This is a genomic window from Roseovarius salincola (assembly GCF_026891095.1).
GTDB lineage: Bacteria > Pseudomonadota > Alphaproteobacteria > Rhodobacterales > Rhodobacteraceae > Roseovarius > Roseovarius salincola.
In genome coordinates, this window is record NZ_JAPTNL010000014.1 from 24,852 (window position 1) to 39,190 (window position 14,339).

21 protein-coding genes are annotated in these 14,339 nt (G+C 64.1%); 11 read left to right on the forward strand and 10 right to left on the reverse strand.

All coding sequences use genetic code 11. The annotated features are described in order from the left end of the window. Positions 1-490: 490 nt before the first annotated feature. The 5 genes from N5A93_RS14415 to N5A93_RS14435 all read right to left on the reverse strand — a co-directional run bounded on the left by N5A93_RS14415 (position 491) and on the right by N5A93_RS14435 (position 3,082). Positions 491-1,048, reverse strand: coding sequence for a F0F1 ATP synthase subunit B (locus N5A93_RS14415; protein WP_268955802.1), 558 nt, complete (start codon positions 1,046-1,048; stop codon positions 491-493). 5 nt (positions 1,049-1,053) lie between these two features. Continuing rightward, positions 1,054-1,599, reverse strand: a complete 546-nt coding sequence (locus tag N5A93_RS14420; RefSeq protein ID WP_268955803.1) for a F0F1 ATP synthase subunit B' — start codon at positions 1,597-1,599, stop codon at positions 1,054-1,056. An 89-nt stretch (positions 1,600-1,688) separates the two neighbouring features. Further along, positions 1,689-1,913 carry a F0F1 ATP synthase subunit C gene (locus N5A93_RS14425; RefSeq protein WP_007816449.1) on the reverse strand — a complete coding sequence of 75 codons (225 nt, stop codon included), beginning with the start codon at positions 1,911-1,913 and terminating at the stop codon, positions 1,689-1,691. Positions 1,914-1,968: 55 nt separating this feature from the next. Continuing rightward, positions 1,969-2,724, reverse strand: a complete 756-nt coding sequence (locus tag N5A93_RS14430; protein WP_268955804.1) for a F0F1 ATP synthase subunit A — start codon at positions 2,722-2,724, stop codon at positions 1,969-1,971. Then, positions 2,714-3,082, reverse strand: coding sequence for an AtpZ/AtpI family protein (locus N5A93_RS14435; RefSeq protein ID WP_268955805.1), 369 nt, complete (start codon positions 3,080-3,082; stop codon positions 2,714-2,716). Before N5A93_RS14435 ends, N5A93_RS14430 begins: the two co-directional genes overlap by 11 nt. Before the next feature lie 231 nt (positions 3,083-3,313). Here N5A93_RS14435 and N5A93_RS14440 point away from each other — a divergent pair, with 231 nt between their 5' ends. After that, complete coding sequence (locus tag N5A93_RS14440; protein WP_268955806.1) at positions 3,314-3,664, forward strand: ArsR/SmtB family transcription factor; 351 nt, start codon at positions 3,314-3,316, stop codon at positions 3,662-3,664. A 16-nt stretch (positions 3,665-3,680) separates the two neighbouring features. Here N5A93_RS14440 and N5A93_RS14445 read toward each other — a convergent pair whose 3' ends face one another. Together N5A93_RS14445 and N5A93_RS14450 are read right to left on the reverse strand one after the other, a co-directional pair. Next, complete coding sequence (locus N5A93_RS14445; RefSeq protein WP_268955807.1) at positions 3,681-4,568, reverse strand: DMT family transporter; 888 nt, start codon at positions 4,566-4,568, stop codon at positions 3,681-3,683. After that, on the reverse strand, positions 4,565-5,446 hold the full coding sequence (locus N5A93_RS14450) for a LysR family transcriptional regulator (RefSeq protein WP_268955808.1): 882 nt from the start codon (positions 5,444-5,446) through the stop codon (positions 4,565-4,567). Before N5A93_RS14450 ends, N5A93_RS14445 begins: the two co-directional genes overlap by 4 nt. A 128-nt stretch (positions 5,447-5,574) precedes the next feature. Here N5A93_RS14450 and N5A93_RS14455 point away from each other — a divergent pair, with 128 nt between their 5' ends. The 8 genes from N5A93_RS14455 (at position 5,575) to rimM (ending at position 10,680) form a co-directional block, all read left to right on the forward strand. Continuing rightward, the gene (locus N5A93_RS14455; RefSeq protein WP_268955809.1) at positions 5,575-6,165 is read left to right on the forward strand and encodes an FMN-dependent NADH-azoreductase; all 591 of its coding nucleotides are present in this window, start codon (positions 5,575-5,577) and stop codon (positions 6,163-6,165) included. Positions 6,166-6,441: 276 nt separating this feature from the next. Further along, on the forward strand, positions 6,442-7,944 hold the full coding sequence (gene ffh, locus N5A93_RS14460; RefSeq protein ID WP_268955810.1) for a signal recognition particle protein: 1,503 nt from the start codon (positions 6,442-6,444) through the stop codon (positions 7,942-7,944). Positions 7,945-8,030: 86 nt separating this feature from the next. Further along, positions 8,031-8,636, forward strand: coding sequence for a GNAT family N-acetyltransferase (locus N5A93_RS14465; protein ID WP_268955811.1), 606 nt, complete (start codon positions 8,031-8,033; stop codon positions 8,634-8,636). Then, a complete protein-coding gene (locus N5A93_RS14470; RefSeq protein ID WP_268955812.1) occupies positions 8,629-8,928 on the forward strand; it encodes a chorismate mutase in 300 nt (99 codons plus the stop codon). The genes N5A93_RS14465 and N5A93_RS14470 overlap by 8 nt, the downstream gene beginning before the upstream one ends. Positions 8,929-8,980: 52 nt before the next feature. Beyond that, complete coding sequence (gene rpsP / locus N5A93_RS14475; protein WP_268955813.1) at positions 8,981-9,373, forward strand: 30S ribosomal protein S16; 393 nt, start codon at positions 8,981-8,983, stop codon at positions 9,371-9,373. 21 nt (positions 9,374-9,394) lie between these two features. Further along, positions 9,395-10,024 (forward strand): 5,6-dimethylbenzimidazole synthase, encoded by a 630-nt coding sequence (bluB, locus tag N5A93_RS14480; protein WP_268955814.1) that lies wholly within the window; start codon positions 9,395-9,397, stop codon positions 10,022-10,024. A 3-nt stretch (positions 10,025-10,027) separates the two neighbouring features. Beyond that, positions 10,028-10,171 (forward strand): hypothetical protein, encoded by a 144-nt coding sequence (locus N5A93_RS14485; RefSeq protein ID WP_268955815.1) that lies wholly within the window; start codon positions 10,028-10,030, stop codon positions 10,169-10,171. After that, positions 10,168-10,680: a ribosome maturation factor RimM gene (rimM, locus tag N5A93_RS14490; protein WP_268955816.1), complete on the forward strand. Its 513-nt coding sequence runs from the start codon at positions 10,168-10,170 to the stop codon at positions 10,678-10,680. The genes N5A93_RS14485 and rimM overlap by 4 nt, the downstream gene beginning before the upstream one ends. Before the next feature lie 134 nt (positions 10,681-10,814). Here the strand turns inward: rimM and N5A93_RS14495 are convergent, their stop codons facing one another. The 3 genes from N5A93_RS14495 to N5A93_RS14505 all read right to left on the reverse strand — a co-directional run bounded on the left by N5A93_RS14495 (position 10,815) and on the right by N5A93_RS14505 (position 13,159). Then, on the reverse strand, positions 10,815-11,930 hold the full coding sequence (locus tag N5A93_RS14495) for a site-specific DNA-methyltransferase (protein ID WP_268955817.1): 1,116 nt from the start codon (positions 11,928-11,930) through the stop codon (positions 10,815-10,817). A gap of 91 nt (positions 11,931-12,021) precedes the next feature. After that, a complete protein-coding gene (gene rnhB, locus N5A93_RS14500; RefSeq protein WP_268955819.1) occupies positions 12,022-12,657 on the reverse strand; it encodes a ribonuclease HII in 636 nt (211 codons plus the stop codon). Between the two features lie 85 nt (positions 12,658-12,742). Further along, positions 12,743-13,159: a hypothetical protein gene (locus N5A93_RS14505; protein ID WP_268955820.1), complete on the reverse strand. Its 417-nt coding sequence runs from the start codon at positions 13,157-13,159 to the stop codon at positions 12,743-12,745. A gap of 212 nt (positions 13,160-13,371) precedes the next feature. Here N5A93_RS14505 and N5A93_RS14510 point away from each other — a divergent pair, with 212 nt between their 5' ends. Further along, complete coding sequence (locus N5A93_RS14510; protein ID WP_268955821.1) at positions 13,372-13,614, forward strand: hypothetical protein; 243 nt, start codon at positions 13,372-13,374, stop codon at positions 13,612-13,614. A 13-nt stretch (positions 13,615-13,627) separates the two neighbouring features. Then, positions 13,628-14,332, forward strand: coding sequence for a winged helix-turn-helix domain-containing protein (locus N5A93_RS14515; protein ID WP_268955822.1), 705 nt, complete (start codon positions 13,628-13,630; stop codon positions 14,330-14,332). The last annotated feature ends 7 nt before the right edge of the window (positions 14,333-14,339 follow it).

Below are 14,339 nucleotides of genomic sequence, written 5' to 3' on the forward strand. Positions count from 1 at the left end.
CGATTCGATCTGATTCGCCAGTATCGCGGTGAACGGCCCGTTTGCGCCGACGATCCGCCGCCGGAAATTCGGTGGGTCACGCCCAGGCAGGCGGCGGGCATCCCGGAGTTCAAGGTTACGGTGGCAGGAATGATCGAGGGGCCGGTGCAACGGCCCCCTTTCATTTGGTGGCGCGGTGTTGGGTGGTTGGAGCCCTTCGCGGTGGTTAAGCGTGCCGGGCTATCGCCGGACCGCGGGATGGCGAACGACATTCATTCGAGGCGCTTTATCCCTGCCAGATCCGCGCTTCATTTATTCGGCGCGCCCAGCCTCACCAAATCGCCAGCCCGGGGGGCGGTCTGGCGATAGCCCGGCACCTTCGGTGCTGTTCGGGCCGGGCATTGAAATTCCCTTGCGTCCCGCCCAACCGCCATTCAGGTCGCAAGCCACGGAAATGAAAAAGCCCGGACGATTGTCCGGGCTTTCGCATGACAGACGGCGGTTCGGTCCGTCAGTGCATCTTGGCGTCGACCTCGGCGATGGCGTCGTCGATCAGCTTGTTGCCGTCGGTGGCTGTCATCTTCTTGGCGACCACGTCCTTGGCGGCGCCGATCGCGACTCGGATGGCCTCGTCGCGGACTTCGCGCACCGCGCTGGCCTCGGCAGAGGCGATCTGGTCCTCGGCGGCCTTGAGGCGGCGGGCGATCGAGGCCTTGAGATCCTCTTGCGCCTGTTCACCGGCTTCGGTGGCTTCCTGTTTGGCGTGGCGGATGATGCGATCGGCCTGCTCCTGCACTTCCTTCTGCTGGCGCTCGTAGTCGGCCAGAAGGGCCTGGGCCTCTTCGCGCAGGGCGCGGGCCTCGTCGAGTTCGCCTTTGATGCCTTCGGCGCGCTTGTCGAGTTGGGCGCCGATCAGGCCGGGCACCTTGAAGTAGAACAGCACCCCGATGAACAGCAGAAAGCCCAGCAGCACCACGAAATCGGTGTTGCCCAGCGAAAAGAACGGCCCGGAGGCGGCCAGCGCGGGGCTGGCGGCAAGAAGGGCGGTCAGCGTTGCAAGATATCTCATGGCGCTCATCCCTTCATCCGTGCGTTCACCGCGGCGGTGATGGTCCGCGCATCGGCCTTGGTCCCCATCGCGGCGACCAGTTCGCCGGCGGTATCCTTGGCCACGCCTTTGACCGCTTCCATCGCGCTGGCGCGGGTCTCGGCGATCTTCTTTTCGCTTTCGGCCAGCTTGGCGGCGATTTCGGCATCCGGCTTGGCGGTGGCGTCGTCAAGATCGGCCTGGATCTCGGCCTTGGCCTCGGCGATGATCTTCTGCGCCTCGGTGCGGGCTTCGGCGAGGGCCTTGTTATAGGCTTCCTCGGCCTCGAGCGCACGGGACTTCAGATCCTCGGCGGCGGCAAGATCGTTGGTGATGGAGCCCTGACGCTCGGCCAGAACCGACGCGATACGCGGCAGCGCGACGCGCGACAGGAAGAAGAAGATCACGGCCAGCGTGACCAGAAGCCAGAAAATCTGGTTGGGCCACCAATCAAAGCACAGCTGCGGCATGCCGACGGCGGAGCCGTCAACGACACAGGTGCTTGTGGTTTCCCCTAGGGTTTCGGTCGCCATGGCGTCCTCCATCGGAACTGGGTCTCACTATCGGGCGGCCCGTGGTCGTAATACAGGCCGCCCGCGCGTAAGGAAAGGTTCCGTAAGGCTTAGACGGCGAACATCAGCAGCAGAGCGACCAGGAACGAGAAGATGCCCAGTGCTTCTGCGAATGCGATGCCGATGAACAGGGTCGCGGTCTGACCGGCCGCAGCCGAGGGGTTGCGCAGAGCGCCCGACAGGAAGTTGCCTGCCACGTTGCCAACACCGATAGCGGCAGCGCCGGAACCGATTGCTGCCAGACCGGCGCCGATATGTGCGAGTTCGCCTTCCATGATGTATCTCCTTACGATTGGAAGTTTAGATAAGAGTGTGTTTGGCGGGGGAACCTTAGTGCGAGGGATGCAGCGCATCCTTGAGGTAAACGCAGGTCAGGATCGTGAAAACATAGGCCTGGATGAAGGACACCAGAACTTCGAGCCCGTACATCGCGGTGATCGCCACAACCGAGAGCGGGCTGACCAGGGCGATCGCGGCGAAGCCGGCGAAGACCTTGATCACCGCGTGGCCGGCCATCAGGTTGCCGGCAAGACGGATGGAGTGGCTGACCGGGCGCACGAAGTAGGAAATGATCTCGATCACGGCCAGGACCGGACGCAGCGCCAGTGGCGCGCTTTTCACCCAGAAGAGGCCGAGAAAGGCGCTGCCGTTCTTGACGAAACCGACGATCGTGACCGTGAAGAACACCAGCAGCGCCAGCACCACGGTGACCGCGAAATGCGAGGTGGTGGTGAAGGACATCGGCAAGAGGCCGAGGAAGTTGGCGAAGACGATGAACATGAACAGCGTCATGATATAGGGGAAGAAGCCCACGGCATCCTTGCCGGCCACGTCCTCGACCATCTTGTAGATGAAGCCATAGGCCAGTTCGCCGATGGACTGCATCCGCCCCGGGATCGTCGCGCGTTTCGCCGTGCCCAGAACCAACAGCGCCATGACCGCAATCACGGTCAGCGCCATCCACAAGGTTACGTTGGTGATCGTGAACAGGCCCACCGGGCCGTCTCCGAAGAGCGGCTTGACGATGAACTGATCCATCGGGTGGAAAACCAGACCGCCTTCTTCGCCTTGCGCTTCAGTCGCCATCTTTCGTCCTCTTCTCGCCGCCCGCGTCCGCGTCGTTGTCGTTACCGCCGCCCTCGCGGGCGCTTTCCTGTCGCTGGAGTTCCCGGGCGCTACGCATCATCGTCTTGATGCCCGCCACAAGCCCCAGCATCGTGAACAGCACAAGGAAGATCGGCAGCGTGCCGAACAGCACATCAAGCCCGTATCCCATGCCGAAACCGATCATCAGACCGGCCACGAGTTCCGTCACCATGCGCCAGCCGACCTGCGCCTGACTGTAGTGTTCCTCGGAGTGGTGCCGCGGTTCCTTGCTCTGCCTGAGAGCCTTGATCCTGTCCTCAAGCCGCGCCAGGCGCTCGCTTTCGTCGGGATCGGTCACGGTGGTTCACCCCTTGGAATGGTTGCGCCTTTGCTAAGCGGGGGCGCCAACCGAGTCAAGCGCAGGAAGCGCCCATGCATTCCACGTACAAGCCATTGAATTAAAGGTATATTTTACCTCGCCGCGAAAGAGCGGGCATTCTGCCGCGCCCCCGGACAGGGCAAATTCGCCGCATTGGGCATATTCAACCAAACGGTTGACGAAACCCGGGGGGCACGCTTAATGCCAGCCATGTCCCATCGTCTTGACATCACCTTTCACGCATTGGCCGATCCGACCCGGCGGGCGATCCTGTCGATGCTGCTGGAGGATGACATGGCGGTGAGCGACGTGGCCGAGCCTTTCGAGATGTCGCTGGCGGCGGTGTCGAAGCATCTTGGCATCCTGAGCCGCGCCGGGCTGATCAGCCAGGAGCGGCGCGGGCGGGTCAAATGGTGCCAGCTCGAGCCCGACGCGCTGCGCGACGCCAGCATATGGATGCAGAGTTTCGGCCAGTTCGAGGCGGTGAACCTCGATGCGTTCGAGAAATTCCTTGCAGCCGAGTTTCCCGGCAACAGCGACGCGACCGGTCAGGACGGCTGAACCGGCGCAGGCGGGCTCAGGCCGGGTGCTCGTCCTTCAGCAAGAGCACCAGCGCCAGCATGATCATCGCGACCCCCAGAAGGATCATGGCGGGCGGCACGCCATGGCCCAGCGCCGCCTCCCAGCAGATCACCCAGACCGGCGTGAGGTAGGTATAGGCCATCACCTTGGCGCTTGGCAGGCGCAGCGACGCGTATTGCAACAGCACGAAGGTCATCGCCGTCGCAGCCAGCGAGACATAGACCAGCGTGATCCAGACGATCGGCGGCAGGCTGGCCCAGTCGGTCGCGCGCAGCGCATCCCAGCCCGCGAGCGTCACCAGAAGGGCCGCGCCGATCATCGCGCCGAAGGAAAACACCACCGGCGGTTCGCCCCGGTTCAGGCGGCGCACCATGGGCGTATAGAAGGCATGTGCGACGCAGCCCCAGAAATAGATCATCTCGCCGCGGCCGATCTCGAAGGCCATGAGCGTCGAAACGTCGGCGTCGAAGATCACCCAGAGCGCGCCGCCCGCGCCAACGCCAAGCGCCAGCGCCATGCGGCGGGTCATCACCTGGCGCAGCAGCAGGTAGCCGAACAGGCCTGCCACCAGCGGGGTGAGCGTGAATACCGCCGCCGCCGAGACCGGCGCGGCGGTCTTGAGCCCTTCGAACATCAGCACGAAGTAAAGCCCCATCGCCCCGCCGAGCACGAGATAGCGCCAGGGCGCGCGAAAGGCGCGGCGTTCAAGCCCGTGGGTCACATGGGCGGCAATCCCGACGATCACCGCCGCGATCATGAAGCGCACCGCATTCAGCGCCGTGGGCGCGATATCGCCCGCCGCCATCGCGCCCAGCGCGAAGGAGCCCGCGATGAGACCGGAAAAGGCCAGCATCGCCAGGTGGCCGCGCAGGGCCTGGCTCATGTGTCGTCCCAGTCCTTTGAGCGATCCTTGAGGAAATTCAGGAAAGCCTGGACCTTGGTGGTGCGGTGCAGGTCCATGTGGGTGACAAGCCAGAGCGGTGCCTCCCAGTCCTCGCGCGGAGAGACCACCTCGGTCAGGTCGCCGCTCTCGCGTGCCTGAAGCCGCGACATGAAGCCGATCCCGGCACCTTCCTGAATGGCGCGGCGCTGCGCATGGACATCGCCGCTGCGGAATCGGATATGCGCGGCGGGGATCGTATCACGCAGCCAGCGAAAGAAAGGCGCGCGGGAATTGGCATCGTCGGCGCCGACGAAGTAATGGTCGGGCAGCTCGGCTTCGGAGGCGGGCAGGCCGTGGCGCGCGATATAGGTCTGGCTGGCGAACAGGGTGATCTTCTGCTTGAAGAAGGGCTGCACCACGTTGTCGGGCTGATCGGGGACGGACCCGGCGCGGATCGCCACATGGGCCTCGCCATATTCCAGCCGGAAGAGGCGGTCGCCGGTCAGGTAGCGCACCACGAGGTCGGGGTAATCGGCCTGGAACTCGGCCAGCACCGGCACGAGAAGATGGCTGAGGCCGCCCAGCGACGTGACCACCAGCTCGCCCGAGACATCGTTGCCCCGCCCCTTTATGCGGCCCGAAAGCTGCGCGAACTGATCGTCGGTGGCCTGTGCGACGCGCAACAGGTCCTCGCCCGCCTCGGTCGGGGTGTAGCCGCGCGCGTGGCGCTGAAAGAGCTTGACCCCGAGCCGCCCTTCGAGCGCGTCGATGTGGCGGATGACGGTGGCGTGATGCACGCCCAGAACCTCGGCGGCGCCGCTGACCGTGCCGATGCGGGCCACGTTATAGGCGGTGCGGATTTCGTCCCAGTTATCCATTTTTCTGACCCGGCGGCTTTCTGTGCGTTTATCAACAGTTTCTGTTTCTCACGAAAGGTTGCGTTTGAAAAGGCATAGGCCGATTTAATCCGCAAGCAGATTGAAACCCCCGATACCGGAGACGCCCCATGTCACAGACCATTCTTCGACTCGATGCCTCGGCCCGCCGCGAGGGGTCGATCACCCGCGATCTGAGCGGGCGGATCGTCGCCCGCTGGCCGGATGCGACAGTGATCCGCCGCGATCTGGCCGACACCCCGGTGCCGCAGCTGAGCGAGGACTGGATCAATGCCAATACCACCGACCCCGACGCCCGCAGCACGGCCCAGAAAGAGATACTGGCGTTGTCGGATGATCTGATCGCGGAGTTGCAGGCCGCCGATACCATCGTGATCGGCCTGCCGGTCTATAACTTCGCCCCGCCCGCCGCGCTGAAGGCCTGGATCGACCATGTCTGCCGCGCCGGTGTCACCTTCCGCTATACCGAGGCCGGCCCCGAGGGCCTTCTGGGCCGCAAGCGTGTGATCCTGGCGATGGCGTCAGGCGGGACCGGGGCCGGGTCGCAGATCGACTATGCCAGCACCTACATGCGCCATATCCTCGGCTTTGTCGGGCTTGATGACGTGACGCTTGTGGCTGCCGATCAACTGGCGCTGGATTCCGCCGCCAGCCTTGAAAAGGCCGCAGGGCAGATCGAGGCGCTTGAAAAGGCGGCCTGACGGCGTTCCTGCCAGGTGGGGTCGCGGTTACGCAGGACCCCACCGGCCGTCGTGCGGCCAACGCCCTGACAGACCATATAACGCTCTCATATTGACTCCGTCGCGCGCGCGCAGTAATTGGCGCGGATATTCCGGAAGTCCGTCAAGCTTCCGGTCCCATGGCCTCAGGCCGGGATCGCCCCCCGTCAGCGAGTTTCGCCCACGGGGGAGATTGGCATATGGGCCGGCTCTTCTTATCTGAAGGGCCAGAACGCAACGGGCGAAGGAGCGCTTGAGATGTTTGAAAATCTGTCCGAACGCCTCTCGGGTGTGCTCGATCGCCTGACCCGGCAGGGCGCGCTGAGCGAGGATGATGTCAAGACCGCCCTGCGCGAGGTGCGTGTGGCCCTGCTGGAGGCCGATGTCTCGCTGCCGGTGGCGCGCGAATTCATCAAGAAGGTGCAGGATCAGGCGACCGGCCAGTCGGTGACGAAATCGGTCACGCCCGGTCAGCAGGTGGTCAAGATCGTGCATGACGCGCTGGTCGACACCCTGACAGGCGATGAAGATCCCGGCGCCCTGAAGATCGACAATCCGCCCGCGCCGATCCTGATGGTCGGCTTGCAGGGTTCGGGCAAGACCACCACCACCGCCAAGCTGGCCAAGCGCCTCAAGGAGCGCGACGGCAAGCGGGTGCTGATGGCCTCGTTGGACGTGAACCGCCCCGCCGCCATGGAACAGCTTGAGATCCTGGGCAGGCAGATCGGGGTGGATACCCTGCCCATCGTCAAGGGCGAGGACCCGGTCGCCATCGCGAAACGCGCCAAGACGCAAGCCGGGCTTGGCGGCTATGACGTCTACATGCTGGACACCGCCGGGCGGCTGCATATCGACCAGGAGCTGATCGCCCAGGCCGCCGCCGTGCGTGACGTGGCCAACCCGCGCGAAACCCTGCTGGTGGTCGATGGTCTGACCGGCCAGGACGCGGTGAACGTGGCCGAGGAATTCGACGACAAGATCGGCGTTTCGGGCGTGGTGCTGACGCGGATGGATGGTGACGGGCGCGGCGGCGCGGCCCTGTCGATGCGCGCGGTCACAGGCAAGCCGATCCGCTTTGTCGGCCTTGGCGAGAAGATGGACGCGCTCGAGACCTTCGAGCCCGAACGCATCGCCGGGCGCATCCTTGGCATGGGCGACATCGTCAGCCTCGTGGAAAAGGCGCAGGAAACCATCGAGGCCGAACAGGCCGAACGCATGATGAAGCGCTTCCAGAAGGGTCAGTTCAACATGAACGACCTGAAGATGCAGCTTGAGCAGATGCAGAAGATGGGCGGCATGGAAGGCGTGATGGGCATGATGCCCGGCATGGGCAAGATGGCCAAGCAGATGGAAACCGCCGGGATCGACGACAAGGTGCTGGCCCGCCAGATCGCGCTGATCCAGTCGATGACCAAGAAGGAACGCGCCAACCCCAAGCTGTTGCAGGCCAGCCGCAAGAAGCGGATCGCCAAGGGCGCGGGACTGGAAGTGTCCGAACTCAACAAGCTTCTGAAGATGCAGCGCCAGATGGGCGACATGATGAAGAAGATGGGCAAGATGGGCAAAGGCGGCATGCTGAAACAGGCCATGAAGGGCATGTTCGGCAAGGATGGCATGCCCGACATGAACGATCCCAAGGCGATGGAAGAGGCCGCCAGGGCCATGGGTGGCAAGCTGCCAGGCGGCATGGGCGGCATGGGCGGCCTTGGTGGTGGCGGCGGTCTGCCGCCCGGTCTCAGCGGTTTTGGCAAGAAGAAGTGACCTGATGCAGCGTTTTGACCAGTACCGGGGCACAGGCCCCTTTGCGTATCGCGCCCCTTTCCGCCTCGTCGGGGAGGGTTGCTGACATGCCCACCCGGCACATACCGACGCTGGAGACCCGCCGCCTTGTGCTGCGCGGCCCCGAGCCCGAGGACTACCCCGATTTCAAGGCGACCTTCAGCTCGTATCGCTCGCGCTTCATGGGCGGGCCGCTCAACCGCTACGAAAGCTGGATGCTCTATGCTGCCGAAATCGGCCATTGGAACATCCGCGGCTATGGCATGTGGATGATCCACGACAAGGAAACCGACGAGACCTTCGGCATGGCCGGTGGCTGGTTTCCCGCCGGCTGGCCCGAGCAGGAGATCGCCTGGATCATCTGGCCCGAAAAGGCCGGTCACGGTTACGCATTGGAGGCGACCCACGCGGCGCGGGGCTATTTCTACCGGGAGCTCGGCTGGGACGGGGCGGTCAGCTATATCGACCCCAAGAACCTCGACTCGATCCGGCTGGCCGAACGGCTGGGCGCCACAAAGGACCACGATGCCGCCACCATCGACGGAAATGACGCGGTTTATCGCCACCCCTCGCCCGAGACCCTGAAATCGGGTCAGTTGGCCGACGGAATCGAGATGGAGATCAACCATTACTGCGACCCGCTTTTCCAACCGAAAGGGTTTCCCCTTGACTGATGACGCCACCGCCCGCGCCGCCGCCCTTCTGAAGGACCACCGCGACAGCATCGACCGGCTGGACGCGATCCTTGTCTATACGCTGGGCGAACGGTTCAAGCGCACTCAGGCGGTGGGCCGGCTCAAGGCCGATCACGACCTTCCCGCGTCCGATCCCGCCCGCGAGGCGCAGCAGATCGCACGGCTTGAAGACCTAGCGACCCGGGCCGATCTGGACCCGGAATTCGCCAAGAAGTTCCTGAACTTCATCATCGCCGAAGTCATTCGGCACCACCAGAAACACCAGTCGTAAGGTGCAAGGTCAAGCGCACCGAACCCAAGCCATTCCAAAAGGAGATACACCAATGGCCATGAAAATCCGTCTCGCCCGTGGCGGCAGCAAGAAACGCCCCCATTACAGCATCGTCGCCGCCGACAGCCGCATGCCGCGCGATGGCCGCTTCATCGAGAAGCTGGGCACCTACAACCCGCTTCTGCCCAAGGACAGCGAAGACCGCGTCCGCATGAAAATGGAGCGCGTGCAGTACTGGCTGGACCAGGGCGCGCAGCCGTCGGACCGGATCGCGCGGATGCTGGAAGCCGCAGGCGTGCTGGCCAAAAAGGAACGCGCGAACCCCAAGAAGGGCGCGCCGGGTGCCAAGGCCAAGGAACGCGCCGAGGAGAAGGCCGCCAAGGCCGCCGAGGCTGCTGCCCCCGCCGAGGAAGCACCCGCAGAAGAGGCCGCCAGCGAGGAATAAGCTGGCAAAGGGGAATCGGGCATGTCGCGTTTCACCCCGGATTTTCAGGCCGGGCTGATCGACCTGATGCGGTGGCGGCGCGATGTGCGCCGCTTCCGCACCGACCCGGTGGACGAGGCGGTGCTGCGCGCCTGCCTCGACACGTTCCTGTTGTCCCCTTCAGTCGGGCTGAGCGAGCCCTGGCGCGTTGTCCGGGTCGAAAGCCTTGCGGCGCGCAAGGCGGCGCTGGACAATTACAGCGCCGCCAATGACGCCGCCCTTGCGGGTTACGACGGCGAACGCGCGCAGCTTTACAGCCGCATGAAACTGTCGGGCATGACCGACGCGCCGGTGCAACTGGCGGTGTTCTGCGACGAAGGCACCGACAAGGGCGCGGGGCTGGGTGCGGGAACCATGCCCGAGATGCGCCGCTATTCGGTGGTGGGCGCGATCACCCATTTCTGGCTGATGGCGCGCAGCTATGGGCTGGGCGTTGGCTGGGTGTCGATTCTCGATCCCGACCAACTGGCGCGCGACCTTCGGGTGCCCGGGGGCTGGGCGCTGGTGGGGTATCTCTGCGTCGGCTGGCCCGAAGCCGTGAGCGAGACCCCGGAACTCGAGCGCGCCGGCTGGGAAGACCGGCGCGGCCATCTGCCCACCGAGGTCAGATAGGCCATGCTGCGCCCGGTCCGCACCCTGATCCTGATGGTTGTTCTGTTCAGCGCCGGTGTGTTCTATGAACGCTACCAGCATCTTGAACGCTGCACCGAGGCGGGTGGCACGGTCAGCGACGGTCTTTGCCGGGGAGAAACGGGATGAGTGACTCGCAACGCATCTGTCTTGGCGCCATCGCAGGCGCCTTTGGCGTCAAGGGCGAGCTGCGCCTGAAAAGCTTTACCGCAGAGCCCGAGGATATCGCCGCCTATGGTCCGCTGGAAAGCGAGGATGGGGCGCTCAGCTTCGAGATCACCCTGACCGGGCAGAGCGGCAAGGGCGCGCTGATCGCGCGGCTGTCTGGCGTGAACACCAAGGAACAGGCCGATGCGCTGCGCGGAGTCCGCCTTTATGCCCCGCGCGACCGCCTGCCCGCCCTGCCCGATGACGAGTTCTACCACGCCGACCTGATCGGGCTGGAGGTGTTCGACACCGGCGGCGCGCCGCTGGGACGGGTGAAGGCGGTGCTCAATCACGGGGCGGGCGACCTGCTGGAGATCCACGCGCCGGGGATGACCGCCAGCGTTCTGATGCCCTTCACACGCGAGGCGGTGCCGACCGTCGACCTGGCCTCCGGGCGCATCGTGGCCGACCCGCCCGAGGGGCTGTTCTGAACAAGGTCGCGCAGAGCGAGCGTTCACGCAGCCATCAATCAACCCAAAAAAGCCCCGCCATGGAAGGCGGGGCAGAGGTAGGGTGCCCGTGATGTCAGGCCACGGGCACCGGCGGTGTTCGAATGTCGTGACGATCAGATCGGGCGTTCGGCCATCTCGGCGCGGATCTGCTGGCGCAGAAGGTCGATCGGGACGGTCTTGCCGTCGCGCTTGAAGCACCAGTAGGTCCAGCCATTGCAGCTGGGCGCGCCTTCAAGGGCGGCGCCGACCTGGTGGATCGAGCCCTTGACGTCATCGCCGATCAGCGTGCCGTCGGCGCGCACCTTGGCCTTGTGGCGGCCGTTCATGCTCAGAAGTTCCTCGCCGGGGCGCAGCATGCCGCGTTCGATCAACTGGCCGAAGGGCACGCGCGGTTCGGCGCGTTTGGAGGCCGAGACCTGAAGCGACTCGCGGTCATACTTGCGGGTATTGGCAAGGCGTTTCTCGGCGACCTTGCGATAGGCGGCCTCGCGCTCGATGCCGATATAGTCGCGGCCCAGCATCTTGGCGACGGCGCCGGTGGTGCCGGTGCCGAAGAACGGGTCAAGCACCACGTCGCCGGGATTGGTGCTGCCGACCAGAACGCGGTGCAGCAGGCTTTCGGGTTTCTGGGTCGGGTGGGCCTTGTCGCCGTTCTCGTCCTTCAGGCGTTCATGGCCGGTGCAAAGCGGCAGCACCCAGTCCGAACGCATCTGCACCCCGTCATTGAGCGATTTGAGCGCCTCGTAATTGAAGGTGTATTTCGCGCCTTCCTGCTTGCTGGCCCAGATCATCGTTTCATGAGCATTGGTCAGGCGCTTGCCACGAAAATTGGGCATCGGGTTGGATTTGCGCCAGATCACGTCATTTAGGATCCAGAACCCGTTATTCTGCAACGCCGCGCCGACGCGGAAAATGTTGTGATAGGAGCCGATTACCCAGATCGCGCCATTGGGCTTCAGCAGGCGGCGCGCCGCCTTGAGCCAGTCATTGGTGAACCTGTCATAGACCTCGAAGCTGGCGAACTGGTCCCAGGCGTCATCGACCGCGTCGACGGTGCTGTTGTCGGGGCGATGCAGGTCGCCACGCAGTTGCAGGTTATAGGGGGGGTCGGCAAAGATCAGGTCGATGGACGCCTCGGGAAGGCTGTTCATCGCCTCGACGCAATCGCCATCGAGAATCGTATTGAGGGGGAGCGCATCCGCGCCCTTCGACTTGGTCATCGTTTTCATTCTCTGCCTCTGTCCCCGGCGCTTTTTGCGCTCTGGTTGGTTGGTGACAAAGATGAGTCAAAGCCGATTCGCCGTCAATTTCTTTTTTGAATCAGTCACTTATTGATTTTGCTTGATACAAGATATTGTGGACGGGCTTGAAGGAACGTCTATGGTGAGGGGTCAGCCCAATATTTTGAAGCGCCGCCCTGTGGCTTTTCGACGGGTATCCGGCGTTGGTCTCCCAGCCGTAGCCGGGAAACTGTTGCGCCAAATCCCACATCACCCGGTCGCGGGTGATTTTCGCCACGATCGAAGCCGCCGCGATGGAGAGTGATTTGCCGTCGCCCTTGATCACCGCCTGCGCCGGAACCGTCAGCCCGCGCGGGATCATGTTGCCGTCGATCAGCGCGAGATCGGGCGCGATGGACAGGCCCGCGATGGCGCGCTCCATCGCAAGATGGCTGGCGCGAAGGATGTTGATCATGTCGATCTCTTCGACGCTGGCATGGGCGATCGACACTTCGGCCATCGCGAAGATGGCCTCATGCAGTTCGGCGCGGCGTTTGGCGGTGAGGCGCTTGGAATCGTCCAGCCCCTCGGGGAGGCGCGCGGGGTCGAGCACCACAGCCGCCGCCGTGACCGGACCGGCAAGGGGGCCGCGCCCGACCTCGTCAACACCCGCGATGCGGCGCGCGCCGCCAGCCTGCGCGGCGATTTCGAGAGAGAAGTCGGGACCGGTATTCATGCCGTCTGATGGCATGACGGGGCGCCGAATGCAAAAGGGAAGAGCCCTGCCCTTCCCTTTCACCTGCCCGGTTCTTCTGCCTGGTTCAGCGATAACCGTGACGGCGCAGGCAATGCGCGTTGTAGACCGAGCGCTGCCCGTTGGCACGCATAAGGCAGGCATTGGGCAGGGCCACGCGGCTGCCCGAAGCGCTGCGCTGCTGATAGCCTTGGTGACGCGCCTGATGATAAGGGCTCTGGACCCTGCGATGCGGAATGATCGCGGCGCGGTTCACGGGTGCGGGGCGATAGACCCTTTTCGGGGCGTAAGAGCGCTGATTGCGGTAGACCGAGTGATTGCCGCTTTGGCGCGCATCGGCAACGGCGGCGCCGATGAGCGCCAAAGCGGCGGCACCAACGATGATCTTGGCAGCGTCGTTATCCGCACGGGCGGGCGCCGCTGTCATGCCGGTGATCGCGATGGCAGAGGCCAGGATGGCTGCAATGAATTTGCGGTGAAGCACGGGATGTCCTTTCAGCTGTCATGGGCGCCGGTTGTTCCTTCTGTTGATCCGGCAGCGCCCGCCCCTTCATGGGACAGGCTGATACCCAAGATTGCGCCCGCCACGAAAGAACAGGCAATAACGCCGCGCTGTTATCGGATAACGCACCCGAAACGCCCCTGACCGGTGCCTCGGATATTGAATAGCCAAGCGGTTGCGCGCATGGTCTTGGCATGAAACGGAATATCATCATCCTCGCGACCGCCATGGTCATGACGCTGGGCGCCGCAGCCACAGCGCAGGCCGCCTGCTTTGCCGAATACAAGGCCAAGCGCGACAATCCGCTTGAACTGTTCTACGACGTGGCGCAGATCAGCGGCCCATGCACCAAGGCCAACGCCCGCGCCCAGCTGCAACAGATGCTGACGCGTCAGGGGCTGACCCTGCTCAAGGTGCTGTCGGTGAAGAACAACTAGAAAGGACAGGCCCTTGAGGGAAACAAGCGCAACGGCCGCAGAGGCACGCCGCTCGGGCAACCGGGTGGTGGTTTTCGGTGTCGTCGCGATCGTGGCGATCCTGTCGCTGGCCGCGATCTTCCTGTTTCTGAGCCTGCCCGACGCCAATGCCTTCAATGCGCGTGTCGAGCGCATCTTCGTCGAGAACGACACCCTGACCACCGATGCCGAAATCAAGCTTTTGGAAATCCTGGCGCTGTCGGGCACGGCGTTTTCCGAAACGCTGACCAGCTACCGGATGGTGATGTTCGTGCTGCTGGTCTTTGCGGCGGCGCTGCTGGTGGCGGCGCTGGTGTTCCTGGTGATGCTGGTGGCGATGAACCGGCGCATGGCGCAGATCGAACGCTCGGGCATCCAGGTGAGCTCGCTGTTGATCAGCCGCGACGAGAACGCTGTTTACCTCAACAACATGGGCTTTACCCTGACCGCCGCGGCGATGGAGACACTCGCGGTTCTGGCCGAGGCGCGGATGGATGACGACGTGTTGACCGGCGCCGAAATCGAGGCGGTGATTTCCGGGCGCAATGCCGCCGATTGCGACGAGGCGGCCGGGGCCACCCGGATCAAGCGGCTGCGTGACACGCTGGGCAACCAGATGGTCAGCGAATTGCTGGTCAAGAACATCGCGCGGCGCGGTTACATGCTGGCCATCGACAAGGATGTGATCCAGGTGATGTGAGCGCCGC